Below are 23,283 nucleotides of genomic sequence, written 5' to 3' on the forward strand. Positions count from 1 at the left end.
CAGCTTGAGCGATTGCTTCTCCAACAGGTTGCGCAAGACGCGGATCCGCTTCCCATGAGCGCCCCGCGTTCGAGCCCACTTGCGCAATCGTGAATTTTTTTCACACTTAGGGGCTTGTATGACTAACACCGTTGCTAAGGACCAGGCATATGTAGTGCCTTTCGAGCAGTTGCGGATGACCGACGTCGAGATCGTGGGCGGCAAGAACGCCTCGCTCGGCGAAATGATCAGCCAGTTGGCCGAGGCCGGCGTGCGCGTGCCCACGGGCTTCGCGACCACCGCGCTCGCGTTCCGCGACTTTCTGAAACACAACAACCTGACCGAGCGGATCGCTGCGCGTCTGGCTTCGCTCGACGTCGACGACGTCAAGGCGCTGGCCGAAGCAGGCAAGGATATCCGTCAATGGATCGTCGACGCGCCGCTGCAGCCGCAGCTCGAAGCGGACATCCGCGCCGGTTTCGAAAAGCTCCAGAACGGCTCGCCGGCTGAGCTGTCGTTTGCCGTGCGTTCCTCGGCGACGGCGGAAGATCTGCCCGACGCATCGTTCGCCGGCCAGCAGGAAAGCTACCTGAACGTCGTGGGCATCGAGGACGTGCTCGACCGCCTCAAGCACGTGTTCGCGTCGCTCTACAACGACCGCGCCATTTCCTATCGCGTCCACAAGGGCTTTACCCACGCCGAAGTCGCGCTGTCGGCTGGCGTGCAGCGCATGGTCCGCTCGGACGTCGGCGCCGCGGGCGTCATGTTCACGCTCGACACGGAATCGGGCTTCAAGGACGCCGTGTTCATCACGTCGAGCTACGGCCTCGGCGAGACCGTCGTGCAGGGCGCGGTGAATCCGGACGAGTTCTACGTCTTCAAGACCACGCTTGCGCAGGGCAAGGCCCCGATCATCCGCCGCTCGATCGGCTCGAAGCTCATCAAGATGGAATTTACGCAGCCGGGCGAGCCGGGCCGCGTGAAGACCGTCGACGTCTCCCACGAAATGCGCAACCGCTTCTCGATCACCGACGAAGACGTGATCGAGCTGGCGAAGTACGCCGTCATCATCGAGAAGCACTACGAGCGTCCGATGGACATCGAGTGGGGCAAGGACGGCCGCGACGGCAAGATCTTCATCCTCCAGGCGCGCCCGGAGACCGTGAAGAGCCAGGCCGCGGGCAAGGTCGAGCAGCGCTTCAAGCTCAAGGGCCAGTCCCAGGTGCTCACCACGGGCCGCGCGATCGGCCAGAAGATCGGCGCGGGCCGCGTGAAGGTGATTCACGACCCGTCCGAAATGGAACGCGTGCTGCCGGGCGACGTGCTGGTCGCCGACATGACCGACCCGAACTGGGAGCCGGTGATGAAGCGCGCGGCGGCGATCGTCACGAACCGCGGCGGCCGGACCTGCCACGCGGCGATCATCGCGCGTGAGCTGGGCGTGCCGGCGGTCGTGGGTTGCGGTGACGCGACCGACACGCTCAAGGATGGCGCGCTCGTGACCGTGTCGTGCGCCGAAGGCGACGAAGGACGCATCTACGACGGCCTGCTCGAAACGGAAGTCAGCGAAGTACGCCGCGGCGAGCTTCCGGCGATTCCCGTGAAGATCATGATGAACGTCGGCAACCCGCAGCTCGCGTTCGACTTCTCGCAGCTGCCGAACGCCGGCGTGGGCCTCGCGCGTCTCGAGTTCATCATCAACAACAACATCGGCGTGCACCCGAAGGCGATCCTCGAGTACCCGAATGTCGACGCCGACCTGAAGAAGGCCGTGGAAAGCGTCGCGCGCGGCCATGCGTCGCCGCGTGCGTTCTACGTCGACAAGCTGACCGAAGGCATCGCCACGATCGCGGCGGCGTTCTATCCGAAGCCCGTGATCGTGCGTCTGTCGGACTTCAAGTCCAACGAGTACAAGAAGCTGATCGGCGGTTCGCGCTACGAGCCGGACGAAGAGAATCCGATGCTCGGCTTCCGCGGCGCCTCGCGTTACATCGCCGAGGACTTCGCGCAGGCGTTCGAGATGGAATGCATCGCGCTCAAGCGCGTGCGTGAAGAAATGGGCCTCTCGAACGTCGAGATCATGGTGCCGTTCGTGCGCACGCTCAAGCAGGCGGAGCGCGTGATCGGCCTGCTCGAGAAGTTCGGCCTGAAGCGCGGCGTCAACGGCCTGCGTCTCATCATGATGTGCGAAGTGCCGTCGAACGCGATCCTTGCCGAAGAGTTCCTGCAGTTCTTCGACGGTTTCTCGATCGGCTCGAACGATCTGACGCAGCTCACGCTGGGTCTCGACCGCGATTCGGGCATGGAACTGCTCGCCGCCGACTTCGACGAGCGCGATGCGGCCGTCAAGTTCATGCTCAAGCGCGCGATTGAAACGTGCCTGCGCCTGAACAAGTATGTCGGCATCTGCGGCCAGGGCCCGTCCGATCACCCGGACTTCGCCGAGTGGCTCGCCAGGGAAGGCATTGCTTCGATGTCGCTGAACCCCGACACGATCATCGACACGTGGGAGGCGCTCGCCAAGGCGCAGGCGAAGTAACGATCGCGTAACCAGCGCGCATCGCGTCCCGCGCGAAATGTGATGCTGCTCCGTGCGGGTTTCTCGCCGCACGGAAAAAAGTGTCAGCTTCGTGCTATAACACCCCGGTCATGCCGGGGTGTTTTACTTTGGGAGGCTGAAGTGGGTCCACATGGTTTGTTCTGGTGGGTCGGCGCGGGCGTGCTGATCGTTGCCGAATTGATGACGGGCACGTTCTACCTGCTGATGATCGCGCTCGGCTTCTTCGCGGGTGTGCTCGCCTACGGGCTGGGTGCGCCGCTCGACCTGCAACTGGGCATTGCGGCTGCCGTCGCGCTGACCGCCATGATCGTGCTGCGGCGCTCGCGCTTCGGGCGGCGCAAGCGCAGGACGGACGCGTCGAGCGATCCAGGCGTGAATCTCGACATCGGCGAACCGGTGACCGTGACCGGCTGGCAGGACCGCCGTGCGCGCGCCATGTATCGCGGCGCCGAATGGGACATCGAACTCGCACCCGGCGAGCCCGAGGATGCGCGTCTCTATGAAATCAAGTCCGTGCGCGGCAGCTGCCTGATCGTCGCCGCGCGGCGGAGCGAGGCGCTCAACGGCGCGCGGCACGCATGAGCCGCCGCGCCTGAGGTCAAGCGCCTGACGGCAAGAGCCGCACCGTTTCATTCGTAGTCCATCGCATTTATCGAAGGGAAGGAGATCATCAATGCAAGTTCCAGTCGTCGGCCTGATTCTGCTCTTGATCGTCATCGTGCTGGTTGCGCAGACCGTCAAGATCGTGCCGCAGCAACATGCGTGGGTCGTCGAGCGGCTTGGCCGCTTTCACGCGACGCTCACTCCGGGGCTTTCGATCGTGCTGCCGTTCGTCGATCGTGTGGCGTACAAGCACGTGTTCAAGGAAATTCCGCTCGATGTGCCAAGCCAGGTCTGCATCACGCGCGACAACACGCAGTTGCAGGTGGACGGCGTGCTGTACTTCCAGGTGACCGATCCGATGAAGGCGTCGTACGGCTCGAGCAACTATGTCTTCGCCATCACGCAGCTTTCGCAGACCACGCTGCGCTCCGTGATCGGCCGCCTCGAACTCGACAAGACCTTCGAGGAGCGCGACTTCATCAACCACAGCGTGGTGTCGGCGCTCGACGAGGCCGCATCCAACTGGGGCGTGAAGGTGCTGCGCTACGAGATCAAGGACCTCACGCCGCCGAAGGAAATTCTCCACGCGATGCAGGCGCAGATCACCGCCGAGCGCGAAAAGCGCGCGCTGATCGCTGCGTCGGAAGGCCGCAAGCAGGAGCAGATCAACCTCGCGTCGGGCGCGCGTGAAGCGGCGATCCAGAAGTCGGAGGGCGAGAAGCAGGCTGCGATCAACCAGGCGCAGGGTCAGGCGGCCGCGATTCTCGCCGTGGCGGAAGCGAACGCGCAGGCGATCCAGAAGATCGGCGCGTCGATCCAGGAGCAGGGCGGCATGGACGCGGTCAATCTCAAGGTGGCCGAACAGTACGTCGGTGCGTTCTCGAATCTCGCGAAACAGGGCAATACGCTCATCGTGCCGGGCGACATGAGCGATCTGAGCACGATGATCGCTTCGGCGATGACGATCGTGAATCGCGCTGGCGTGCGCGAGCAGCAGGTGAAGGGCGCTTGATGCACGCCTGAGCGCCGCGAGGCATCGGTAAACTGAAAACGGGCCGCAAAAGCGGCCCGTTCGCGTTGCAGGGCACGGTTTCGAAAGCGCCCGGCCGCTCAGGTCGGCGTGCGCATGAGACGCGCCTTTTCGCGCTCCCAGTCACGCTTTTTCTCGGTTTCGCGCTTGTCGTGCAGCTTCTTGCCCTTCGCGAGGCCGATCTCGCACTTCACGCGGCCGCCTTTGTAGTGGAAGTTCAGCGGCACGAGCGTGTAGCCGCGCTGCTCGACCTTGCCGATCAGCTTGTCGATCTCTTCGCGGTGCAGCAGCAGCTTGCGGGTGCGGACCGGGTCGGGGTTGATGTGCGTGGACGCCTCGGGCAGCGGGCTGATATGCGTGCCGATCAGAAACAGTTCGCCGTCCTTGATCACGACGTACCCTTCCTTGATCTGGCCGCGCCCCGCGCGCAGCGACTTGATCTCCCATCCTTCGAGCACGAGTCCTGCCTCGTAGCGCTCTTCGATGAAGTAATCGAAGAACGCCTTTCTGTTGTCGATGATGCTCATGAGGAAATGGAAAAGGCCCAACTCGTTTAAAATCACGATTTTAGCAAAGCGGGCCCACGAAAGCCCGATACGCTTTTATAACCCTCGCCACGCGTTGCGCTATCTATGGCAGATGTCCAGAAAACCGTGCTGATTCGCCATTCGGCGGAACAGATGTTCGACCTCGTCACCGATGTCGACGATTACCCCAATTTCCTGCCGTGGTGCGGTGGCGTCGAAGTTCACCAGCGGGACGAGAACGGTATGGAGGCGAAGATCCATATCAATTTCAAGGGCATCAAGCAGCATTTCGCCACGCGCAACACGCAAAAGCGCCCCGAGCGCATCGATATGAACTTCGCCGACGGGCCGTTTCGGAAGTTCACGGGCTACTGGCGCTTCACGCCGCTGCGCGCGGACGCCTGCAAGATCGAGTTCGCGCTGCATTACGAGTTTGCTAACGTCATCCTCGAGAAGATCATCGGGCCGGTGTTCCATCACATCGCGAATACCTTCGTCGACACCTTCGTGAAGCGCGCCGACCAGCGCTACGGCAAGCCATGAGCACGAAAATCGCCGTCGACGTCTGCTATGCGCTGCCTGACGCGCAGACGCTCATCGCGGTCGAGTTGCCGCCCGGCGCGACCGTACAGCAGGCCATCGACGCGAGCGGCATCGCCGCGCGCCATCCGGAGATCGACCTCGCGACGCTCAAGGTGGGGATCCACGGCAAGCTCAAGCCGCTCGACGCCACGCTCGCCGACCACGACCGCGTCGAGATCTATCGTCCGCTGATCGTCGATCCGAAGGCCGCGCGGCAGCGCCGCGTCGACAAGACCCGCAAGGCGGGCTCCGTGGAAGGGCGCAAGTGGCTGCACAAGGATTCGCGCTGAAGCGCTGAATCCGCGAAAATTCGCGCAAATTTACGCAGATTCACGAACACGACGGACCGCAACGGCGCAAGCGCAGTTGCGGTCCGTTCTGCTTTATGGCATCCGCGCCTGGTTGCGCCGTTATGCCGCGTTCCCGTGCCGTTCGCTGTGACCGCCGCTGTGACCCTCGCCGTGCTGACCGTCGGCCGGGACGATGCCGTCGCCGTGCGCGGTTTCTTCCGGTCCGCCCGCATGCTGCCGCACCGACCAGCTCACGCCCGCGACGAGCAGCACGATGGCCGCGATTTCGAGCCCGCGAGGCAGACGGTGGTCGTAGATGAAGCCGTAGAGCAGGGCGAACAGCGTCTCGAAGACGATCATCTGCCCCGAGAGCGTGAGCGGCAGCCGTTTGGCGGCGGCGTTCCAGAGCCCGTTGCCGAGCCACGACGCACCAATCGCGAGGACGAGGTTCAGTTGCCAGAACGACGTCCAGCGCGAGGCCGAGACGCTTTCCTGCACGGTGCCCGACGGCATGGCGAGAATCGCGAGCCACAGCAGGGCGCCGAGCGCGCCCGTCACCACGCCCCACAGCACCGACCACTCGTTGCCGCTGAAATGCGCGTTGCGATGCAGGTAACGGGCGTTTTCGACGGCAAACCACGTCCAGCAGACCAGCGCGCCGACCGCGCAGCCGAGGCCCGCGATCTTCGTGAGCGTGCTTGCGTGAAGGCCGTCGCTGGCGCCCGCCGTGAACACGTCGACGTTGATGCAGACGATGCCCGCGGCGATCATCGCAAGCGGCCAGGCGAGGCGCGCAAGCGGCACCGCGCCGTGATCGCGCCGCCCGAGCAGGGTTACCGTGACGGGCAGCACGCCGACGATCAGCGAGGCGGGCGCGATGCCGACCATGTGGATCGCGCTCGCGAGAAAGAGGTAGTAGAGCAGGTTGCCCATCAGCGCGAGCTTGACGAGCGCGACGAGGTCCCCGCGCGTGAGGCGCGGCCAGACGCGGCGCAGCATGGGTGCGAGCGCGGCGAGGGAGACGAGACCGTACATGACGTAGCGGCCCGCGCTCAGGAGCAGCGGCGAGAAATCGGCCAGCTGGCGGGGCACGACGAACACGGTTCCCCACAATGCACCGGCGAGAACGCCGTACAACACACCACGCCGCATCTTCGAAAACTCCGGATCGATCAGATTGAGATTGGCTTCGAGCTTAGCCCGTGCGCCGCGCATCAGTCTTGTTCAATCCTGCACCGCGGGGGTTCCCGGTTCCGAGGCTCGCGCGCTGCAAAGGGCAGGATCGGTGCGCACGTACATGCACATCCCCGGCGCCGGGAATTTTCCTGAAATCGTCGCTAAGCTACTGTTGATACAGATGATTTCCAGGGCGCTATCCCGTATAATCTGCTTTTGCGCCTATAGGATTTGCCATGCGTCTGATCCAGAAAGCACTCACGTTCGATGACGTGCTCCTCGTTCCCGCCTTCTCCGACGTTCTTCCGCGCGACACCAGCCTCAAGACACGGCTGACCCGCAATATCTCCCTGAACATTCCGCTCGTCTCCGCCGCGATGGATACGGTCACCGAAGGCCGTCTGGCAATCGCGATGGCGCAGCAGGGCGGCGTCGGCATCGTCCACAAGAACCTCACGCCCGCCGAGCAGGCGCGCGAGGTCGCGAAGGTGAAGCGTTTCGAATCGGGCGTCCTGCGCGATCCGATCACGATCCCGCCGCAAATGCGCGTGCGCGACGTGATCGCCCTGTCGCAGCAGCACGGCATTTCGGGCTTCCCGGTGGTCGAAGGTGCGCAGCTCATCGGTATCGTCACGAACCGCGACCTGCGCTTCGAAACGCGTCTTGACGAGCCCGTGCGCTCGATCATGACGCCGCGCGAGCGTCTCGTCACCGTCAAGGAAGGCACGCCGCTCGCCGAAGCCAAGGCGCTCATGCACAGCCACCGCCTCGAGCGCGTGCTGGTCGTCAACGACGCGTTCGAACTGCGCGGTCTCATGACCGTGAAAGACATCACCAAGCAGACCGAGCACCCGGTCGCCTGTAAGGACGAGCACGGCAAGCTGCGCGCGGGCGCGGCGGTCGGCGTGGGTGCCGACAACGAAGAGCGCGTCGAACTGCTGGTTCAGGCAGGCGTGGATGTCATCGTCGTCGACACGGCGCACGGCCATAGCCAGGGCGTGCTCGAGCGCGTCCGCTGGGTCAAGCAGAACTTCCCGCACGTCGAAGTGATCGGCGGCAACATCGCCACCGCCGACGCGGCGCGCGCACTCGTCGAGTACGGCGCGGACGGCGTGAAGGTCGGCATCGGCCCGGGCTCGATCTGCACGACGCGTATCGTCGCGGGCGTGGGTGTGCCGCAGATCAGCGCAATCGCGAACGTCTCGGATGCGCTGAAGGGCACGGGTGTTCCGGTCATCGCCGACGGCGGCGTGCGCTACTCGGGCGACGTCTCGAAGGCGCTCGCAGCTGGCGCGAACGCCGTGATGATGGGCAGCATGTTCGCGGGCACCGAAGAATCGCCTGGCGACGTGTTCCTGTATCAGGGCCGCCAGTACAAGTCGTACCGCGGCATGGGTTCGGTGGGCGCGATGAAGGACGGCGCCGCGGACCGCTACTTCCAGGACAACTCGGCGAACATCGACAAGCTCGTGCCGGAAGGCATCGAAGGACGCGTTGCCTACAAGGGCTCCGTCAACGCGATCCTGTTCCAGCTGATCGGCGGCGTGCGCGCTTCGATGGGCTACTGCGGCTGCCGCACGATCGATGAAATGCACGAGAAGGCCGGGTTCGTCGAGATCACGTCGGCGGGCATGCGCGAATCGCACGTGCACGATGTTCAAATCACGAAGGAAGCGCCCAACTATCACGTGGACTAATCGACGATGAAGCTGCTGCTGCGCGTTGTACTGATTGTCGATGCGTTGATGCTACTGGGCTTCGGAGCGCTGTTCCTGCTGACTCCGTGGACCTCGCTGTACGACGCGCTGCAACTGGTGCAACCGCAGCCGGCATTCGTCGGGCAGGTGCTCGGCGTGACGCTGCTGGGTTTGTCGTGGCTCGCGGTGCGAGCCGCATTCGACGGTGCGATGACGGTGCCCGTCGGGCGCGTGGCCGGTCACATCAACTGGATCAGCGGCGTGCTGATGCTGGTCTGGTTGATCGGGCTGCACAAGCCGCAGCTGACGGCCTTCGGCCAGTTGATCGCTGGCGGCGTGGGTGCCTGGTTGATCGTAATCGGGTTCGGCGCCGTGCGGCTTGCCGGTGCGGTCCGGCGGCGCGAGAAAGCACAAACGCAGGCACAAACGCAGACGGCGGAAGCCACGGCGACGCAGCGCGGCGCAAAGAGCGAGCCGCGGCGGGAATCGGTTACTTATGCGGAGCCGGTTTTCTCGGGCGCAGAGCCCGCTGGCGGCGGCGCACAGGCTCAGGCGGCGCGACCGCAGCCTGTGGCGGAGGACGCCGCGCAGCACACCGCGCTGTCTGCCGAGGAGGCCCGTCTGGCCGCCCGCGATGAGGCGGCCGATGCGCCGCGGCCACCGCTGCATGGCTGAGCCGCGCCAGCACCCGGCAGCCTTGCGTCCGAACCGTGGCGCGCGGAAAAGCACGACGAAGAGCACCACACAACCGCATCCAGAATTCACGCCGTGCAGCTTGCGCGGCGTTCCGTATCCGTTCTTTCTTAGGTCTAGTCCGCAGCCATGCACGACAAAATCCTGATTCTCGACTTCGGTTCGCAAGTCACCCAGCTCATCGCGCGACGCGTGCGCGAGGCGCACGTCTTCTCGGAAGTCCACCCGTACGACGTGGACGAAGCATTCATCCGCGAATTCGCACCGAAAGGCATCATCCTCTCGGGCGGCCCGAACTCGGTCACGACTTCCGACACGCCGCGTGCGCCGCAAGTCGTGTTCGAACTCGGCGTACCGGTGCTCGGCATTTGCTACGGCATGCAGATGATGGCCGAGCAACTCGGCGGCAAGGTCGATGTCGGCCACGTGCGCGAATTCGGCTATGCCGAAGTGCGTGCGCGCAACCACACGAGCCTGCTCGAAGGGATTTCGGACTTCGAGACGTCTGAAGGCCACGGCATGCTCAAGGTCTGGATGAGCCACGGCGACAAGGTCACCGAAATGCCTGAAGGCTTCAAGCTGATGGCGTCGACCGAATCGTGCCCGATTGCGGCGATGGCCGACGAGGCACGCCACTTCTACGGCCTGCAATGGCATCCGGAAGTCACGCACACCCTGAAGGGCCGCGCGATGATCGAACGCTTCGTGCTCGGCATTTGCAAGGCGAAGGCCGACTGGGAAATGGGGCACTACATCGACGAAGCCGTCGAGTCGATCCGCAAGCAGGTCGGCGACGAGCACGTCATTCTGGGTCTCTCGGGCGGCGTGGATTCGTCGGTGGCGGCCGCGCTCCTGCATCGCGCGATCGGCGACCAGCTGACCTGCGTGTTTGTCGATCACGGCCTGTTGCGCCTGAATGAAGCCGAACAGGTCATGGCGACCTTCGCCGAGAACCTCGGCGTGAAGGTGATCCACGTCGATGCGAGCGAGGCGTTCCTCACGAAGCTCGCGGGCGTGACCGATCCCGAAGCGAAGCGCAAGATCATCGGCGCGGAATTCGTCGAAGTATTCCAGGCCGAAGCGGGCAAGCTCACCGACGCGAAGTGGCTCGCGCAGGGCACGATCTATCCGGACGTGATCGAATCGGCGGGCAAGGGCAAGAAGGCCACGCATACGATCAAGAGCCACCACAACGTCGGCGGCCTGCCGGAGACGCTGAACCTCAAGCTGCTCGAGCCGTTGCGCGAACTCTTCAAGGACGAAGTGCGCGAACTGGGCGTGAAGCTCGGCCTGCCGCCCGAGATGGTGTATCGCCATCCGTTCCCGGGCCCTGGCCTCGGCGTGCGGATTCTCGGCGAAGTGAAACGCGAGTTCGCCGATCTGCTGCGCCGCGCCGATGCGATCTTTATCGAGTCGCTGCGCAACACCATCGATCGTGAAACGGGCAAGTCGTGGTACGACCTGACGAGCCAGGCGTTTGCGGTGTTCCTGCCGGTGAAGAGCGTCGGCGTGATGGGCGACGGCCGCACCTATGAGTATGTCGTTGCGCTGCGCGCCGTGCAGACGCAGGACTTCATGACGGCGCACTGGGCGCATCTGCCGCATGATTTGCTCGGGCATGTGTCGAACCGGATTATCAATGAAGTGCGCGGGATTAACCGTGTCGTGTACGACATTTCGGGGAAACCGCCCGCGACGATTGAGTGGGAGTGAGGGGTGAAAAAATCCTCTGCGGAATCAACTGGTTGCGTCGACTGGTAAATAACGTGTGCTTGATTATAGATTGCCAGGTTGATTTCTAACCTATTGAACCATATGGGGATTTTTTCATTTCAATCGGCGTCGTGCGGAGTTGCAGAGGGCCCAATTCGACGGTATTTCTGACGGTATACGGGGGGGGGGGTACGCAAGAGATCTGCCCAATACCGTCAGCGGCGTTCACGGTATATGTGGCGGTATCTTGAACCGTGCGACAGTGGCTTGATTGCCGGGACACCGACGTGTCAGTAGCTGGTTTTACGGGAGCTGGCTTCTGACCACGGCGCCGGATTGTCGTCGGATCATAAATTAGGATGACATAGCTTATTGAGAGTTGATTTGCTCGCACCTTGATCTTCGCAAGCCAGACGCCATGTCAGATCGAGCCTACGTCAATAGACATCGGGCAGATAGCGGCCATGACACGACCTTCCTCGGATGCGGCGTTCGGACGTTCACATGACCGCTCCACAACAGCAAGCGGTCATACATCCCGGACGATATCATTCACCAGAGCCGCCGCCGTTCCTCCCCTCCGGACCCATTCCGTCGCCCACTCTCGGACGGCCCCCATCCAGCTCATCGTTCGGGTCGATGCCCTTCGCCAGCAGCGCGTCCATATTTTCAATCTGGCGATGCGCACCTTCGATCGAGTCAGTCGGAAACGTCCCACAGCTATAGCGCCGCTCCTTACCAGCCCACTTCCCCTCTGTGTGCGGAGAGACGTAAGAAATAGACATCCGCGCAGTTGCTCGGTCGCCCAGCAGGACTCGCCGCTCAAACTCAAGACCGAACTTGTCGAGAAGGTGATTAGCCCCTTTCTGATCGGCCAACCAGTCGTAAATATCCGAGTCGGAATAGAGAATCGTTCCGCGTTTTCGCTCTGCCATAAACCAAAATCTCCTTGTTACACAAGAAACTCCAGATTGATCGCAAGTCGTCAGGATTGCCCTCCACCAACTGCGAGCAGGGTGGAGGGGAATTATCCTATCGATTTACAGATTTGTAACTTAAGTGCAACTCTATCGCGCGCACATCTTCCAGCGCTACCGCGTCCATTGCTGCACGCAAATTTGTCCCGCGAGTGGCTGCTGTACCCCCGAAATGCGTCACCGGGGTCGCACGACGGCGACCGGCAGCAACGGGTCAACGAGACTCATTCGCCGTTCGGGCGGGCGGACCATTCCCTCCCGCCGTTAGCGCAAGCAGTGTTTGCAGCGCAAAGGCGGCCGACGAAGCATCGGCGGACATGCCTGCGCCTTCGTGAGGGCGCGGGCAACTACGGCTCGGCCGCCCGTTGCACGTAAGGTCATGGTTTTAAGGAAACTCGCTCGCGGTGAGCGCGTTCCATGTCCGTACGACGTCAAGCTGTCCAGCCAATTCAGGTGTGTTGGGGAAAATGCTAACTTCGTGATACCTTAACTGGTGTAAAGACTTATGAAGGTGGCAAAATGCCGACCCCTCACGCTCCCTCCGCCGGCGTCCGGCGCGCGCTACGCAAATTAGGCGCCGATATTCACGACGCACGCCGTCGCCGACGGCTGACCATGGCAGTGATCGCCGAGCGGGCCTTTACGTCGAGAGCGACTTTGCAGCGCGTCGAGGCGGGCGATCCCAGCGTGAGCATCGGCATCTACGCGGCCGTGCTACAGGCGCTTGGGCTTTTGGATGGACTACTGGAGGTTGCCGACGTCGCCCGGGATGCAGTGGGGCAGTCGCTGGCAACCGCCGCATTGCCTCAGCGCATCCGGTTGCCTCGTGGCGGCGGAGGGAGGGGCGATCATGGCTGATGTCGAGGTATACATCGATCTCGATGGCACGCTGCGACCGGTAGGGTTGCTCAGACGCCATGCATCGCGTCGGGAGGAAACGGTCACGTTCGAATATGACGAGACGTGGCTGGCCGACGACGAGCGCTTTTCGATCGAGCCGGCACTGGCGTTGACGCGCGGCGTTTTTCCACCGTTGCCCGATCAACCCATCTTTGGTTCGATCGGCGATTCGGCGCCCGATACGTGGGGGCGCCGACTCATGCAGCGCGCGGAGCGTCGACAGGCCGAACGGGATGGTCGGCGAATCCGGACGCTTGGTGAACTGGATTATCTGCTGGGCGTAGCTGACGAAACGCGCCTGGGTGCGCTGCGATTTCGCTGGAGCGGAGAAGATGAATTCCAGGCATCCGTGCCCGCTGGTGTCCCCGTGCTGATCGAATTAGGGCGGCTGCTGCAAATCACCGAGCGCATCCTGCGCGACGAGGAAACCGATGAGGATTTGCAACTGATCTTCGCGCCTGGATCGTCACTCGGTGGCGCACGTCCCAAGGCCTCGGTCATCGACCAGTACGGTCATTTGTCGATAGCCAAATTCCCGAAGGAGACCGACGAATACAGCATCGAAACGTGGGAGGAAATCGCCCTGCGATTGGCTGAACGCGCCGGCATTTCCACCCCGCATCATGAACTGCTCCAGGTAGCGGGCAAGCCTGTGCTGTTGTCGCGTCGCTTCGACCGGAAGGGAAGCGTTCGTATTCCCTTTCTCTCGGCCATGTCGATGACGGGATCGCGCGACGGCCAACGCGGCAGCTATCCTGAACTGGTTGATGCACTCACACAACACGGTGCGAAGGCGCGGGCCGATGCCGCACAGTTGTATCGCCGTGTGACCTTCAATGTTCTGGTTTCCAATGTCGATGACCATTTGCGCAATCACGGTTTCCTTTGGGCGGGCCGCGACGGCTGGGTGTTGTCACCGGCCTACGACCTCAATCCCACGCCAACCGACGTCAAGGCGCGCATCCTCACGACTAACATAGATCTCGACGAGGGCACGTGTTCGGTCGGCCTCCTTGAAAATGCGGCAGAGTTTTTCGGCTTGTCGCTGAAACAGGCTCGGACCACGATCCGGGCGGTGGCCGACGTGACCCGGACGTGGCAAGCGGTTGCTCAGGAAGTTGGTTGCGCACGCGCAGAGATGGCACGTATGGCCAGTGCCTTCGAGCACGACGATCTTGGCGCCGCATTGCGGCTGTGACGGTATCGAGGACCGCGTTCTAAAGATGCTGACGGTATCGGCGACGGTATTGCAGTCACAAATCACCTTGGGGCGGCCAGTGTTCGCGATCCTTCAAACAAAACGAGCATTGATGTCCGGTGCGTTCCGATAACAGCCATCAACTACCGGGCATGATTTTCTGCATTGCTGACGGTATCGACGCCGCATGACCAGGCGGAAACACCGTCCCCAAAGGCCCGAGCGACGAGATTGACAATCGAGTGGGAGTAAAAATCCCCGCTAAATCCGGGATTTAATCGACTCTCGCCGAGGTGCATTAGTTGACGTTGCGATAGTTCGTAACCGGGTTCCTGGTTCAGTTCGTCCACCGTCCAGGCTCAGATTTGGACCGGATTTGGACAAGAAACGGCTTGGCGATTGCCAGGCCGTTTTGCGTTGTTGTGTGATCTCGGCTGCGCGGGCGACGCTGACGATGGGCCAAACACCCAGGAGACAGTGTCGTCGTCGGCCACTGAACATTTACGGGCAGCTCACGGCTTCCAACCGCGCCGCGTTTTCACTCACCGCCATCTGTAGCCCTGCAACGATGAGCAATCCACTTATCGGCGACAAGCACCTCGAAGGCTTTGATCTCAAGAAGTACACCGATCTGGAGGACTTTTCGTACAAGCAATGGCATGGCCTGATCCTGCACCGATCACTGCTCTGGGACATGGCGAGCACCTAAAGAGACAAATTCAAGCCGAGTAGGGATCTGTTGCCGTTTAACGCGAAGCGCATCTATCGCGTCATGCGCGTGCATGGACTGCTGAAGCTGTGTCCGGTATCACAGGGCCGACTCCACTTGCCCGCTCGTCCGGATTCGCATGACGACCGGCAACGTCTGCCGACGACTGCCGTGTGCTCATGCGTTGCCCCATGCAGACCGGCGTCGCTAAAAGTCCGGTTGTGCAACATTTGCTTGCAAAAGTCACACGTGCTCCGTAATCGGTGTCGGCCTTAATGTCGTTGAGGATGCAGGCTGCACGAATACGAGTCGCCATCGCCACACCTCACTGGAGCTTGCATATGAACACAAACCCGAACCTGGGCCCCAATGTGTCGCCGCGTGCCAGAATTCATCCGCTGGTCGCGGGTGCGGCCGTCGCTGTGATCCTTGCGAGCGCTACCGGCATTGCCGCCATGACGGGAGTGCTGCCGACCACACACGCGAGTACGGCCCCCACAACTGCACAAGTCGATACCGCGGTGCCGCGCGTTGTGGGCCCGGATGTCCATCAGCCTTCTGTCACGCAAGAGTTGGCGCGGCAGGAGCGAGTCCGTCATTTCCATGTCGCCCAGACTGCGTCGGCTCCCCGCCATGCAAATGCCAGTACCTATCGAGGTACAACTGAATCCACGGCGCTGAGGCAGGCGGCTGTGGATCCGAACTCAGGCTCAATAGTCTCCATTAGTCCGATTCAGACGCCTGAGCCGACGACCGGCATCGGTGCTGTGGGCGGAGCCGTCGCTGGCGGGCTACTCGGCAATCAGATTGGTCAGGGGCGTGGCCGCACGCTCGCCACGATCGCAGGAGCCATTGGCGGCGGGCTCGCGGGTAACGGCATCGAACATGAGGTGCGTAGATCCACCACCTACCAGGTCCAGGTGCGAATGGCGGATGGCAGTTACCGGAGCTTCACCTATTCGACGCCGCCTCAGCTGGTCGTCGGCGAGCGGGTTCACGTCGACGGTGATACGTTGAACGCGTCGTGATGATCTCTGGCAGTCGGGAGCGATGCCGGACAAAGACGAGGGGGAAGGTCGAGCGTATGAATGGATATCTGCGCTGTATCAAGTTGGGATTGCGTTTGACACCGTCGCGACGCTCAACGAATCGAGCGCGTATCGCCTGCCCATTGGTATCGACGAGCACGACATCAATGCTGTGATATGCCAGGTGGACGGCCAGATCACGGGCGATCGTGGACTTGCCTACGCCGCACTTCTCCGCAGCGATCAAAACGCTTATGAGCATTACCTCAAATGAGTTGAGTGATTGAGTGTAAAGACATTCATTATCCTTATGGATAACTGATTACGAATTCCCGTCACAGCCGAACTGGTAATTGCGCAGGGGCAGTGCCGCTCGTCGGCAAGCTCGGATAGTCACTGGCGTACCTCCACGGGGCGCAGGTAGGCGGAAGTTCAAGTTGCGCCAATGAGGGATTGGACCGACCGTCACTGCCGTACGACAGTACATGAGCGGGACTCGACCCGGGAGGACGTTTCACCACCGCCGCGCGTTCTTTGCATTTTTATAACAATGCAATCCAAGGGACCAGAATAATTTTTGCGCTTTTTCATATTTGGACACGCCGCCGAAACACGATAGTCTGGCTCTTCGAACGATGGCAGCAGATACTGAAACAGAAAAGGAACGGGTGAATATGAAGACGCGTGCCGCCGCTGTGGCGATCCTTGTGACTGGAGTGGCGCATGCTCAAAGCAGCGTAACGCTGTACGGCCTGATTGATACGGGGATCGTCTATCAGAACACTGCACGCAGGACCCCGTCGCGCGCGACGTCGCCGGGAGCCAGCCTGTGGTCGATGCAAGACGGAAACATACGCACGTCACGCTGGGGCTTGCGTGGCAACGAAGATCTCGGTGGCGGCCTGAGCGCCGTTTTTTGGCTTGAAAACGGCTTCAATGTCGGCACGGGCGCTTTCAGGAACGGCGGCGATCTGTTCGGCCGGCAGGCGTGGATCGGTCTTCGCGCGAGCCAGTACGGCACGCTGACGCTTGGCCGTCAATACGATTTTCTGACCGACTACGTTGCACCGTTGAGCGCGACCAGTTCGGAATTTGCCGGCAAACTTGCATCGCACGTGTTCGACAACGATAACTTGAAACACGAAATGCGCCTGAACAACTCGGTGAAGTTCAGCAGCGTCTCGTTCAACGGCTTCAAGACCGGCGCGATGTATGCCTTCTCGGGGGCGGCAGGCGCCTTTGCAAACAATAGCGCTTACAGTTTCGGCGCTAGTTATTCTTACGGCCCGTTCAATTTCGGTGGTGCGTACCTGCAGGTCAACCGTCCGGCGCAGCCCGCGCTGGCCAATGCGTCCGGTGCGGCGAGCACGCGCGATGCCGATCAGCTGACCACGGGCGCTCGTCAGCAGATCTTTGGCGCCGGTGCGCAGTATAAGGTTGCTAACGCTTCGCTAGGTCTCGTATGGACCCATTCGATCACCTACGATGTGACGGGCATTTGGCAAGCCGGTAGCACGACCACCGGCGCACTCGGCGGTCGCTGCGTCAAGTTCGACAACTTTGAAATCAACGGCCGTTATTTCATCCGGCCGGACTTGAGCGTTGGCGCGGCGTACACGTACACGACCGGCGGCTTTGGCGGCGCGTCAAAGGGCTTCACGTCGGCCAGGCCGCACTGGAACTCAGTGATGACTCAGGCTGACTATCTGCTTTCGCAGCGTACGGACATCTATCTCGTGGGCATCTACCAACGGGTCGGCGGCGCGAACGGCAACGGGGCGTTCGCCCCCAGTATCTCCACCCTGGATCCGTCCCCGGGCAATGAACAGGTGGTCGCCGCCGTCGGCTTCAAACACCAGTTCTGATCATGGCCACGAGCGGTACACACTCTGCGTCTCCACCATGAGAGGCCGGTCAGCTAATTCTGATTCTGGCCGGAAAGGATAACGCGGGCGTAACCGTCATAGAGCTGTGAGGCTGCGGATAACCAGCGTGGAAACTCTCGTTCGGCGAAAAGCGTCTCGATCGCACCAAAGCCGACTCGAATCATGCGACGTTACCGATTGTTACACGAGCGACAGCGCGGTATCACTGGCGCGGCCTGTGCGACGTACGATGCTATTGGATCGACTGATTGGACGGTCGCCGGAATTGCTGTAAAGGGAGTGAAAGAAGCATGAGGCGAGTTCTATTGTCCGGTGCCATCGGATGCGCTGTGGCGTGCCTTTCTGCCAGCGCGTTTGCGCATGCCGATGTCGGCGTGTTCTTCGGCTTTCCGGGGCCGGTGATTGAAACGCCGCCGCCCGTTGTGTACGAATCGCCGCCTGTTGTATACGGGCCGGCGCCTGTCTACTACGGTCCGTACTACGACGAGGAATATCGCTACCGTCGCCACTGGCATGACCATGGCTGGCATCACGGCTGGCGTCATCGAGGCGACAACGAGGATGACGATGATTGACGGTCACTACGCCTCCCGGACAAGACTCAGCCGGAGGCGCCCGACCTGGCGATTGCCGTATTCACCGGACAGCCCACCGCACGTTAAGACCTGACGCCGATGGCACCCGCGACGCGGGTTCGCATCTTATTTCAGGCGCCCAGAGAGGAACTGCTGCAACCGTTCGCTGCGCGGCGTATTGAGCACTTCCTTGGGATCGCCTTGCTCTTCGATCTTGCCCTTGTGCAGGAAGACGACGTGATTCGACACATTGCGCGCGAAGCCCATTTCGTGCGTAACGACGATCATCGTACGGCCTTCCTCCGCGAGTGCCTGCATCACGCGCAGCACCTCGCCGACGAGTTCGGGGTCGAGCGCGGAGGTGGGCTCGTCGAACAACATCACCTCGGGCTCCATGGCCAGCGCGCGGGCGATCGCCACGCGCTGCTGCTGGCCGCCCGAGAGATGCGACGGATACTTGTGCTCGACGCCATTCGCGAGACCGACCTTGGCCAGGTATTTGCGCGCACGCGCTTCGGCTTCGCTGCGGCTCAACCCCAGCACGCTCACGGGTGCCTCGATGATGTTCTGGAGCACGGTCATGTGCGCCCACAGGTTGAAATGCTGGAACACCATCGAGAGGCGCGTGCGCATTGCGCGCAACTGCTTCGGGTCGCTCACGCGCAGCGAACCGGTGCGGTCGTGGCTCGTGCGGATCTCCTCGCCGTTCACGGTGATGCGGCCCGAGCCGGGCGATTCGAGGAAGTTGATGCAACGCAGGAACGTGCTCTTGCCCGATCCGCTGGAGCCGATCAGGCTGATCACGTCGCCGGGTTTCGCCTTGAGCGATACGCCTTTCAATACTTCGTTTTCGCCGAACTTCTTGTGCAGGTCGTCCACAATCAGCTTGTACATTCTCAATACTCCATCAGCGCGCTGAACGCGTTCAGTGCCCTTGCGGTTTCAGGTAAGCCAGCATCCGGGTTTCCATGCGGCGGAAGGCCCAGATCAGAGCGAAGACGATGGTTGCGTAAAGCACGGCCGCTATGCCGTATGCATGGAAGGTCATATAGGTGGCGGAGTTCACGTCGCGTGCCACTTTCAGAATGTCGGGCACGGTCGCGGTAAACGCCAGCGTCGTGGCGTGCAGCATCAGGATCACTTCGTTGCTGTACGCGGGCAGCGCGCGGCGCAATGCCGAGGGCAGGATGATGCGCATATAGAGCCTGGTCTTCGGCATGCCATAGGCAAGCGCTGCCTCGATCTCGCCGTACGCGGTTTCCCTGATCGCGCCCGCGAAAATTTCCGTGGCGTAGGCGCATTCGTTGAGTGCGAACGCGAGCAGCGTGCAATTCATCGCGCTGCGGAAGAATTCGCCGAGCAGTGCGTGCGTATGGACATAGTGCAGGCTGTAGATGCCCGTGTAGAAGAGCAGCAGCTGGACATAGAGCGGCGTGCCGCGAAACACGTAGGTGTAGAGCCAGACGGGTCGAGAAATCCACGGGTTGCGCGAAGCGCGCGCGATGGCGAGCGGCACCGCAAGCGCGAAGCCCAGCACGATCGAGATGACCAGCAGCCAGAGCGTGATGACGAGACCGCTATAGTTGAAGCCGTCGCTGTACAGGTAGTTCGGCCAGTATTCCTGAATGAGCTGGATCACAACGCGGCCCTCCGCACACCAGTCGAGTAACGTTTTTCGAGGCGGTGCAATACCAGGTTGGAAACGGTGGTGATGACGAGATAGATCGCGCCGGTCACGAGCGTGAAGAAAAAGAATTGCTGGGTGGCCTTGCCAGCGTCCTGCGAGGCTTTCACCACGTCGGCGAGACCGATGATCGAGACGAGCGCGGTCGCTTTCACGAGTACCTGCCAGTTATTGCCGATGCCCGGCAGCGCGAAACGCATCATCTGGGGGAACAGGATGCGCGTGAATACGCGCGAGGCGGTCATTCCGTACGCGAAACCGGCCTCGATCTGGCCACGCGGCACGGCGAGAAACGCGCCGCGGAACGTCTCGGTGAAGTACGCACCGTAGATGAAGCCGAGGGTGATGACGCCGGCCACGAACGGGTCGATGTCGATCTGGTCCATGCCCATTGCGTCGGTCAGGTGGTTCAGCCAGATCTGGATGCTGTAGAAGAGCAGCAGCATCAGCACGAGGTCGGGTACCGCGCGTATCAGTGTGGTGTAGAGGGTGCCGAGGCGCGAAATCGCGCGGTTGGGCGAGAGCTTCGCAGCAGCGCCGGCGAGGCCCAGCAGAAAGGACGCGGCCAGCGAAAGCACCGCGAGCTTGACGGTTTCCCACGTGCCCGCGAGGAGCAGCGGGCCGAAACCTTGAAAAAACATGATCGTACTTCCTTCGATGGCATGGCACGGGCCGCGCGTCGACGCGGCCCGTGCCATGCAAAGCAATTGATGCGGGTGAAGACGGGAGCGCGGTGAGCGACGCGTAGTGAGTCGCGCCTAGCCGCCGTACACGTCGAAGTCGAAATACCTCGATTCGATCTTCTTGTACGTGCCGTCCTTGATCATGTCGGCAATCGCCTTGTCGATCTTCGACTTGAGGTCGTCATCATCCTTTCGCAATCCGATGGCGGCCGCGCCCGTGGGCAATTCCGGACCGGCGAATGCGAAGCCCGCGCCGCGCGGCGTTTTCAGGAAGCCGAGGTCGGCTTGTACTTCGTCCTGCAGCGCGGCGTCCAGACGGCCCGACTTCAGGTCCAGATAGACCTGGTCCTGGTTCTGGTAGGTGATGACGTTGACGCCCTTTGTCGCCCAGTTCTGCTTGGCGTAGGTTTCCTGGGTCGAGCCCTGTTCGACGCCCACCGATTTGCCCTTGAGCGACTGGACCGTCGGCAGCAGGGGCGAGCCCTTCTTCGCGACAAGGCGGGTGGGGGTGTTGAAGAGCTTCGCGGAGAAGGCGATCTGCTGCTCGCGTTGCGGGGTGACTGTGAGCGCGGAGAGCGCGCCGTCGAACTTCTTGGCCTTCAGGCCCGGGATCATGCCGTCGAAGTCCTGCTCGACCCACACGCACTTCGCGTCGAGGCGCTTGCAGATCTCGTTGCCGAGGTCGATGTCGAAGCCGACCAGCTTGCCATCGGGTGCTTTCGACTCGAACGGTGCATAGCTGGCGTCCGTGCCGAAACGGATGGTGGACCAGTCTTTCGCGTAAGCGCCACCGACCGCAAAGGTGAGTGCGACACACAGGGCAAGTTTCTTCATGACATCTCCATCGGGGGTATGCTGCAAGGGGGTAAGTTGTCTATACAAATTAATGATTCCATCGGGTGATCGGCAATCGGGGTTATCACTAGGGGGCTGGCTGCACCTTAATTAAAGGGCCCCGCCATTCCGGCGTTAGGCGGGGCGGGAGAGGGTATACGTGGAGTGCGGTTAACTTGTATAGACAACATGAATGCTATAACCTGATATCTCCTTGTCCAGACAACTTCTACTGCGATGATTACCCTGACTCCCGGCTATCTGACCCTATCCCAGTTGCGCCAGATCGCGCGCGCATCGGACAGCAGCAGCGTCAAGCTCGAACTCGATACCGCGAGCTTCGCGGCGATCGACGCAGGCGCGCGCGCCGTCGCCGAAATCACGGCCAAGGGCGAACCCGCCTACGGCATCAACACGGGCTTCGGTCGTCTCGCCAGCACGCATATCCCGACCGATCAGCTCGAACTGCTGCAGCGCAATCTGGTGCTCTCGCATGCCGTGGGCGTGGGCGAGCCGATGGCGCGTCCGGTCGTGCGCCTCCTGATGGCGCTGAAACTCTCGAGTCTCGGCCGCGGCCATTCGGGCATTCGTCGTGAGGTGATGAACGCGCTCATCACGCTCTTTAACGCCGACGTGCTGCCGCTGATTCCCGTGAAGGGCTCGGTGGGCGCCTCGGGCGACCTCGCGCCGCTCGCGCACATGTCGGCGGTGCTGCTTGGCATCGGCGAAGTGTTTGCGAAGGGCGAGCGCGTGAGTGCGGCCGACGGGCTGCGTCTCGCCGGTCTCAAGCCGATCGCGCTGCAGGCGAAGGAAGGCCTCGCGCTCCTGAACGGCACGCAGGCGTCCACCGCGCTTGCGCTCTACAACCTGTTCGCCATCGAGGACCTGTACCGCACGGCGCTCGTTTCGGGCGCGCTGTGCGTCGATGCGGCGGCGGGTTCGGTGAAGCCGTTCGACGCGCGCATTCACGCGCTGCGCGGGCATCAAGGCCAGATCGACGCGGCAGCGTCCTACCGCGAACTGCTCGACGGCTCGTCGATCAACCTCTCGCACCGCGACTGCGGCAAGGTTCAGGATCCGTACTCGCTGCGCTGCCAGCCGCAGGTGATGGGCGCGTGCCTCGACCAGATGCGCCATGCAGCGCAAGTGCTGCTTATCGAAGCCAATGCGGTTTCGGACAATCCGCTGATTTTCCCGGACACGAAGGAAGTCATCTCGGGCGGCAACTTCCACGCCGAGCCGGTGGCCTTCGCGGCCGACAACCTCGCGCTGGCCGCCGCCGAAATCGGCGCGCTGGCAGAGCGCCGCATAGCACTTCTGATCGATGCGACGCTCTCGGGTCTGCCGCCTTTCCTCGTGAAGGACGGTGGCGTGAACTCGGGCTTCATGATCGCGCACGTGACGGCGGCGGCGCTCGCCTCGGAGAACAAGACGCTGGCGCATCCGGCTTCGGTGGATTCGCTGCCGACCTCGGCGAACCAGGAAGACCACGTGTCGATGGCGACCTTCGCCGCGCGCAAGCTCGCCGACATCGCCGGTAACACGGCCAACATCCTCGCCATCGAACTGCTCGCCGCCGCGCAGGGCGTGGACCTGCGGGCGCCGCACGCCACCAGCCCGGCGCTGCAAAAAGTGATGCAGTCGGTACGCAGCGAAGTGCCGCACTACGACCTGGACCGCTATTTCGCGCCCGATATCGCAGCCGTCACGCAACTCGTGCAGAACGGCACGATTGCCAGCCACAGTCCGTTCAAGTTTGCATCCGAACAATAACCATTCCGAGGGCTTTATGAACCATCCCAGCTTCACTGATCCCCGCCTCGATCCGACCCGTACGATCCGCGCACCGCGTGGCAGCGAAAAGGTCTGCAAGACCTGGCTTGCGGAAGCCGCTTATCGCATGATCCAGAATAATCTGGACCCGGAAGTCGCCGAGCATCCGCACGCGCTTGTCGTGTA

At 62.1% G+C, this 23,283-nt stretch carries 24 protein-coding genes; 16 read left to right on the forward strand and 8 right to left on the reverse strand.

All coding sequences use genetic code 11. The features are described from left to right. Window positions 1–118 precede the first annotated feature (118 nt). The 3 genes from ppsA to ACFPTO_RS03110 all read left to right on the forward strand — a co-directional run bounded on the left by ppsA (window position 119) and on the right by ACFPTO_RS03110 (window position 4,154). Window positions 119–2,518 (forward strand): phosphoenolpyruvate synthase, encoded by a 2,400-nt coding sequence (ppsA, locus tag ACFPTO_RS03100; protein ID WP_377709371.1) that lies wholly within the window; start codon window positions 119–121, stop codon window positions 2,516–2,518. A 141-nt stretch (window positions 2,519–2,659) separates the two neighbouring features. Next, window positions 2,660–3,121 carry an NfeD family protein gene (locus tag ACFPTO_RS03105; protein ID WP_377709372.1) on the forward strand — a complete coding sequence of 154 codons (462 nt, stop codon included), beginning with the start codon at window positions 2,660–2,662 and terminating at the stop codon, window positions 3,119–3,121. 91 nt (window positions 3,122–3,212) lie between these two features. Further along, a complete protein-coding gene (locus ACFPTO_RS03110) occupies window positions 3,213–4,154 on the forward strand; it encodes an SPFH domain-containing protein (RefSeq protein WP_377709373.1) in 942 nt (313 codons plus the stop codon). Between the two features lie 98 nt (window positions 4,155–4,252). Here ACFPTO_RS03110 and smpB read toward each other — a convergent pair whose 3' ends face one another. Further along, complete coding sequence (gene smpB, locus ACFPTO_RS03115; RefSeq protein ID WP_293035513.1) at window positions 4,253–4,699, reverse strand: SsrA-binding protein SmpB; 447 nt, start codon at window positions 4,697–4,699, stop codon at window positions 4,253–4,255. A gap of 105 nt (window positions 4,700–4,804) precedes the next feature. On the opposite strand from smpB, the gene ACFPTO_RS03120 reads away from it, so the two are divergent. Then, window positions 4,805–5,242, forward strand: a complete 438-nt coding sequence (locus tag ACFPTO_RS03120; protein WP_293035512.1) for a type II toxin-antitoxin system RatA family toxin — start codon at window positions 4,805–4,807, stop codon at window positions 5,240–5,242. Next, window positions 5,239–5,571: an RnfH family protein gene (locus ACFPTO_RS03125; RefSeq protein WP_377709375.1), complete on the forward strand. Its 333-nt coding sequence runs from the start codon at window positions 5,239–5,241 to the stop codon at window positions 5,569–5,571. Before ACFPTO_RS03120 ends, ACFPTO_RS03125 begins: the two co-directional genes overlap by 4 nt. A 120-nt stretch (window positions 5,572–5,691) precedes the next feature. On the opposite strand, the gene ACFPTO_RS03130 is transcribed toward ACFPTO_RS03125, so the two are convergent. Beyond that, complete coding sequence (locus tag ACFPTO_RS03130) at window positions 5,692–6,723, reverse strand: DMT family transporter (RefSeq protein WP_377709414.1); 1,032 nt, start codon at window positions 6,721–6,723, stop codon at window positions 5,692–5,694. A gap of 260 nt (window positions 6,724–6,983) precedes the next feature. Here ACFPTO_RS03130 and guaB point away from each other — a divergent pair, with 260 nt between their 5' ends. The 3 genes from guaB (at window position 6,984) to guaA (ending at window position 10,850) form a co-directional block, all read left to right on the forward strand. Beyond that, window positions 6,984–8,444 (forward strand): IMP dehydrogenase, encoded by a 1,461-nt coding sequence (gene guaB, locus ACFPTO_RS03135; RefSeq protein WP_377709376.1) that lies wholly within the window; start codon window positions 6,984–6,986, stop codon window positions 8,442–8,444. A gap of 6 nt (window positions 8,445–8,450) precedes the next feature. Next, a complete protein-coding gene (locus ACFPTO_RS03140) occupies window positions 8,451–9,119 on the forward strand; it encodes a hypothetical protein (protein WP_377709378.1) in 669 nt (222 codons plus the stop codon). A 147-nt stretch (window positions 9,120–9,266) separates the two neighbouring features. Beyond that, window positions 9,267–10,850, forward strand: coding sequence for a glutamine-hydrolyzing GMP synthase (guaA, locus tag ACFPTO_RS03145; RefSeq protein ID WP_377709379.1), 1,584 nt, complete (start codon window positions 9,267–9,269; stop codon window positions 10,848–10,850). A gap of 548 nt (window positions 10,851–11,398) precedes the next feature. Here the strand turns inward: guaA and ACFPTO_RS03150 are convergent. Continuing rightward, entirely contained in the window at window positions 11,399–11,785 is a 387-nt protein-coding gene (locus ACFPTO_RS03150) for a hypothetical protein (protein WP_377709380.1), read from the reverse strand. A gap of 657 nt (window positions 11,786–12,442) precedes the next feature. Here ACFPTO_RS03150 and ACFPTO_RS03155 point away from each other — a divergent pair. From ACFPTO_RS03155 to ACFPTO_RS03170, 4 genes are all read left to right on the forward strand, one after another. Next, window positions 12,443–12,685 (forward strand): XRE family transcriptional regulator, encoded by a 243-nt coding sequence (locus ACFPTO_RS03155; protein WP_377709381.1) that lies wholly within the window; start codon window positions 12,443–12,445, stop codon window positions 12,683–12,685. Then, entirely contained in the window at window positions 12,678–13,925 is a 1,248-nt protein-coding gene (locus tag ACFPTO_RS03160) for a type II toxin-antitoxin system HipA family toxin (RefSeq protein WP_377709382.1), read from the forward strand. The genes ACFPTO_RS03155 and ACFPTO_RS03160 overlap by 8 nt, the downstream gene beginning before the upstream one ends. Window positions 13,926–14,493: 568 nt before the next feature. After that, window positions 14,494–14,634, forward strand: a complete 141-nt coding sequence (locus ACFPTO_RS03165; protein ID WP_377709383.1) for a hypothetical protein — start codon at window positions 14,494–14,496, stop codon at window positions 14,632–14,634. 341 nt (window positions 14,635–14,975) lie between these two features. After that, complete coding sequence (locus ACFPTO_RS03170; RefSeq protein ID WP_377709384.1) at window positions 14,976–15,662, forward strand: glycine zipper 2TM domain-containing protein; 687 nt, start codon at window positions 14,976–14,978, stop codon at window positions 15,660–15,662. Here ACFPTO_RS03170 and ACFPTO_RS03175 read toward each other — a convergent pair. Then, window positions 15,586–15,924, reverse strand: a complete 339-nt coding sequence (locus tag ACFPTO_RS03175) for a nucleotide-binding protein (protein ID WP_377709385.1) — start codon at window positions 15,922–15,924, stop codon at window positions 15,586–15,588. The genes ACFPTO_RS03170 and ACFPTO_RS03175 overlap by 77 nt on opposite strands. Window positions 15,925–16,297: 373 nt before the next feature. On the opposite strand from ACFPTO_RS03175, the gene ACFPTO_RS03180 reads away from it, so the two are divergent. Together ACFPTO_RS03180 and ACFPTO_RS03185 are read left to right on the forward strand one after the other, a co-directional pair. Continuing rightward, window positions 16,298–17,527 (forward strand): porin, encoded by a 1,230-nt coding sequence (locus ACFPTO_RS03180; protein WP_377709387.1) that lies wholly within the window; start codon window positions 16,298–16,300, stop codon window positions 17,525–17,527. 350 nt (window positions 17,528–17,877) lie between these two features. Continuing rightward, a complete protein-coding gene (locus ACFPTO_RS03185; RefSeq protein ID WP_377709389.1) occupies window positions 17,878–18,123 on the forward strand; it encodes a hypothetical protein in 246 nt (81 codons plus the stop codon). 126 nt (window positions 18,124–18,249) lie between these two features. Here the strand turns inward: ACFPTO_RS03185 and ACFPTO_RS03190 are convergent, their stop codons facing one another. The 4 genes from ACFPTO_RS03190 to ACFPTO_RS03205 form a co-directional block, all read right to left on the reverse strand. Then, a complete protein-coding gene (locus ACFPTO_RS03190; protein WP_377709390.1) occupies window positions 18,250–19,017 on the reverse strand; it encodes an ABC transporter ATP-binding protein in 768 nt (255 codons plus the stop codon). A 31-nt stretch (window positions 19,018–19,048) separates the two neighbouring features. Further along, window positions 19,049–19,762 carry an ABC transporter permease gene (locus ACFPTO_RS03195; protein WP_377709392.1) on the reverse strand — a complete coding sequence of 238 codons (714 nt, stop codon included), beginning with the start codon at window positions 19,760–19,762 and terminating at the stop codon, window positions 19,049–19,051. Further along, window positions 19,759–20,448, reverse strand: coding sequence for an ABC transporter permease (locus ACFPTO_RS03200; RefSeq protein ID WP_377709393.1), 690 nt, complete (start codon window positions 20,446–20,448; stop codon window positions 19,759–19,761). The genes ACFPTO_RS03195 and ACFPTO_RS03200 overlap by 4 nt, the downstream gene beginning before the upstream one ends. Window positions 20,449–20,565: 117 nt before the next feature. Beyond that, window positions 20,566–21,324, reverse strand: a complete 759-nt coding sequence (locus ACFPTO_RS03205) for an ABC transporter substrate-binding protein (protein ID WP_377709394.1) — start codon at window positions 21,322–21,324, stop codon at window positions 20,566–20,568. Window positions 21,325–21,561: 237 nt separating this feature from the next. Between ACFPTO_RS03205 and hutH the strand changes: the two genes are divergently transcribed. Beyond that, the gene (gene hutH, locus ACFPTO_RS03210) at window positions 21,562–23,097 is read left to right on the forward strand and encodes a histidine ammonia-lyase (RefSeq protein WP_377709395.1); all 1,536 of its coding nucleotides are present in this window, start codon (window positions 21,562–21,564) and stop codon (window positions 23,095–23,097) included. 16 nt (window positions 23,098–23,113) lie between these two features. After that, window positions 23,114–23,283, forward strand: a 170-nt coding sequence (locus ACFPTO_RS03215; RefSeq protein ID WP_377709415.1) for a hypothetical protein, incomplete at its 3' end; no start/stop codon positions are given.

The organism is Paraburkholderia denitrificans (assembly GCF_042655705.1).
Taxonomy (GTDB): domain Bacteria; phylum Pseudomonadota; class Gammaproteobacteria; order Burkholderiales; family Burkholderiaceae; genus Paraburkholderia; species Paraburkholderia denitrificans.

Coding starts and splice junctions, on each gene's coding strand:
- ppsA (WP_377709371.1), top strand. CDS start 119: ATGACTAACACCGTTGCTAAGGACCAGGCATATGTAGTGCCTTTCGAG.
- ACFPTO_RS03110 (WP_377709373.1), top strand. CDS start 3,213: ATGCAAGTTCCAGTCGTCGGCCTGATTCTGCTCTTGATCGTCATCGTG.
- smpB (WP_293035513.1), bottom strand. CDS start 4,699: ATGAGCATCATCGACAACAGAAAGGCGTTCTTCGATTACTTCATCGAA.
- ACFPTO_RS03120 (WP_293035512.1), top strand. CDS start 4,805: ATGGCAGATGTCCAGAAAACCGTGCTGATTCGCCATTCGGCGGAACAG.
- ACFPTO_RS03125 (WP_377709375.1), top strand. CDS start 5,239: ATGAGCACGAAAATCGCCGTCGACGTCTGCTATGCGCTGCCTGACGCG.
- ACFPTO_RS03130 (WP_377709414.1), bottom strand. CDS start 6,723: ATGCGGCGTGGTGTGTTGTACGGCGTTCTCGCCGGTGCATTGTGGGGA.
- guaB (WP_377709376.1), top strand. CDS start 6,984: ATGCGTCTGATCCAGAAAGCACTCACGTTCGATGACGTGCTCCTCGTT.
- ACFPTO_RS03140 (WP_377709378.1), top strand. CDS start 8,451: ATGAAGCTGCTGCTGCGCGTTGTACTGATTGTCGATGCGTTGATGCTA.
- guaA (WP_377709379.1), top strand. CDS start 9,267: ATGCACGACAAAATCCTGATTCTCGACTTCGGTTCGCAAGTCACCCAG.
- ACFPTO_RS03150 (WP_377709380.1), bottom strand. CDS start 11,785: ATGGCAGAGCGAAAACGCGGAACGATTCTCTATTCCGACTCGGATATT.
- ACFPTO_RS03155 (WP_377709381.1), top strand. CDS start 12,443: ATGGCAGTGATCGCCGAGCGGGCCTTTACGTCGAGAGCGACTTTGCAG.
- ACFPTO_RS03160 (WP_377709382.1), top strand. CDS start 12,678: ATGGCTGATGTCGAGGTATACATCGATCTCGATGGCACGCTGCGACCG.
- ACFPTO_RS03165 (WP_377709383.1), top strand. CDS start 14,494: ATGAGCAATCCACTTATCGGCGACAAGCACCTCGAAGGCTTTGATCTC.
- ACFPTO_RS03170 (WP_377709384.1), top strand. CDS start 14,976: ATGAACACAAACCCGAACCTGGGCCCCAATGTGTCGCCGCGTGCCAGA.
- ACFPTO_RS03175 (WP_377709385.1), bottom strand. CDS start 15,924: ATGCTCATAAGCGTTTTGATCGCTGCGGAGAAGTGCGGCGTAGGCAAG.
- ACFPTO_RS03180 (WP_377709387.1), top strand. CDS start 16,298: ATGGCAGCAGATACTGAAACAGAAAAGGAACGGGTGAATATGAAGACG.
- ACFPTO_RS03190 (WP_377709390.1), bottom strand. CDS start 19,017: ATGTACAAGCTGATTGTGGACGACCTGCACAAGAAGTTCGGCGAAAAC.
- ACFPTO_RS03200 (WP_377709393.1), bottom strand. CDS start 20,448: ATGTTTTTTCAAGGTTTCGGCCCGCTGCTCCTCGCGGGCACGTGGGAA.
- ACFPTO_RS03205 (WP_377709394.1), bottom strand. CDS start 21,324: ATGAAGAAACTTGCCCTGTGTGTCGCACTCACCTTTGCGGTCGGTGGC.
- hutH (WP_377709395.1), top strand. CDS start 21,562: ATGATTACCCTGACTCCCGGCTATCTGACCCTATCCCAGTTGCGCCAG.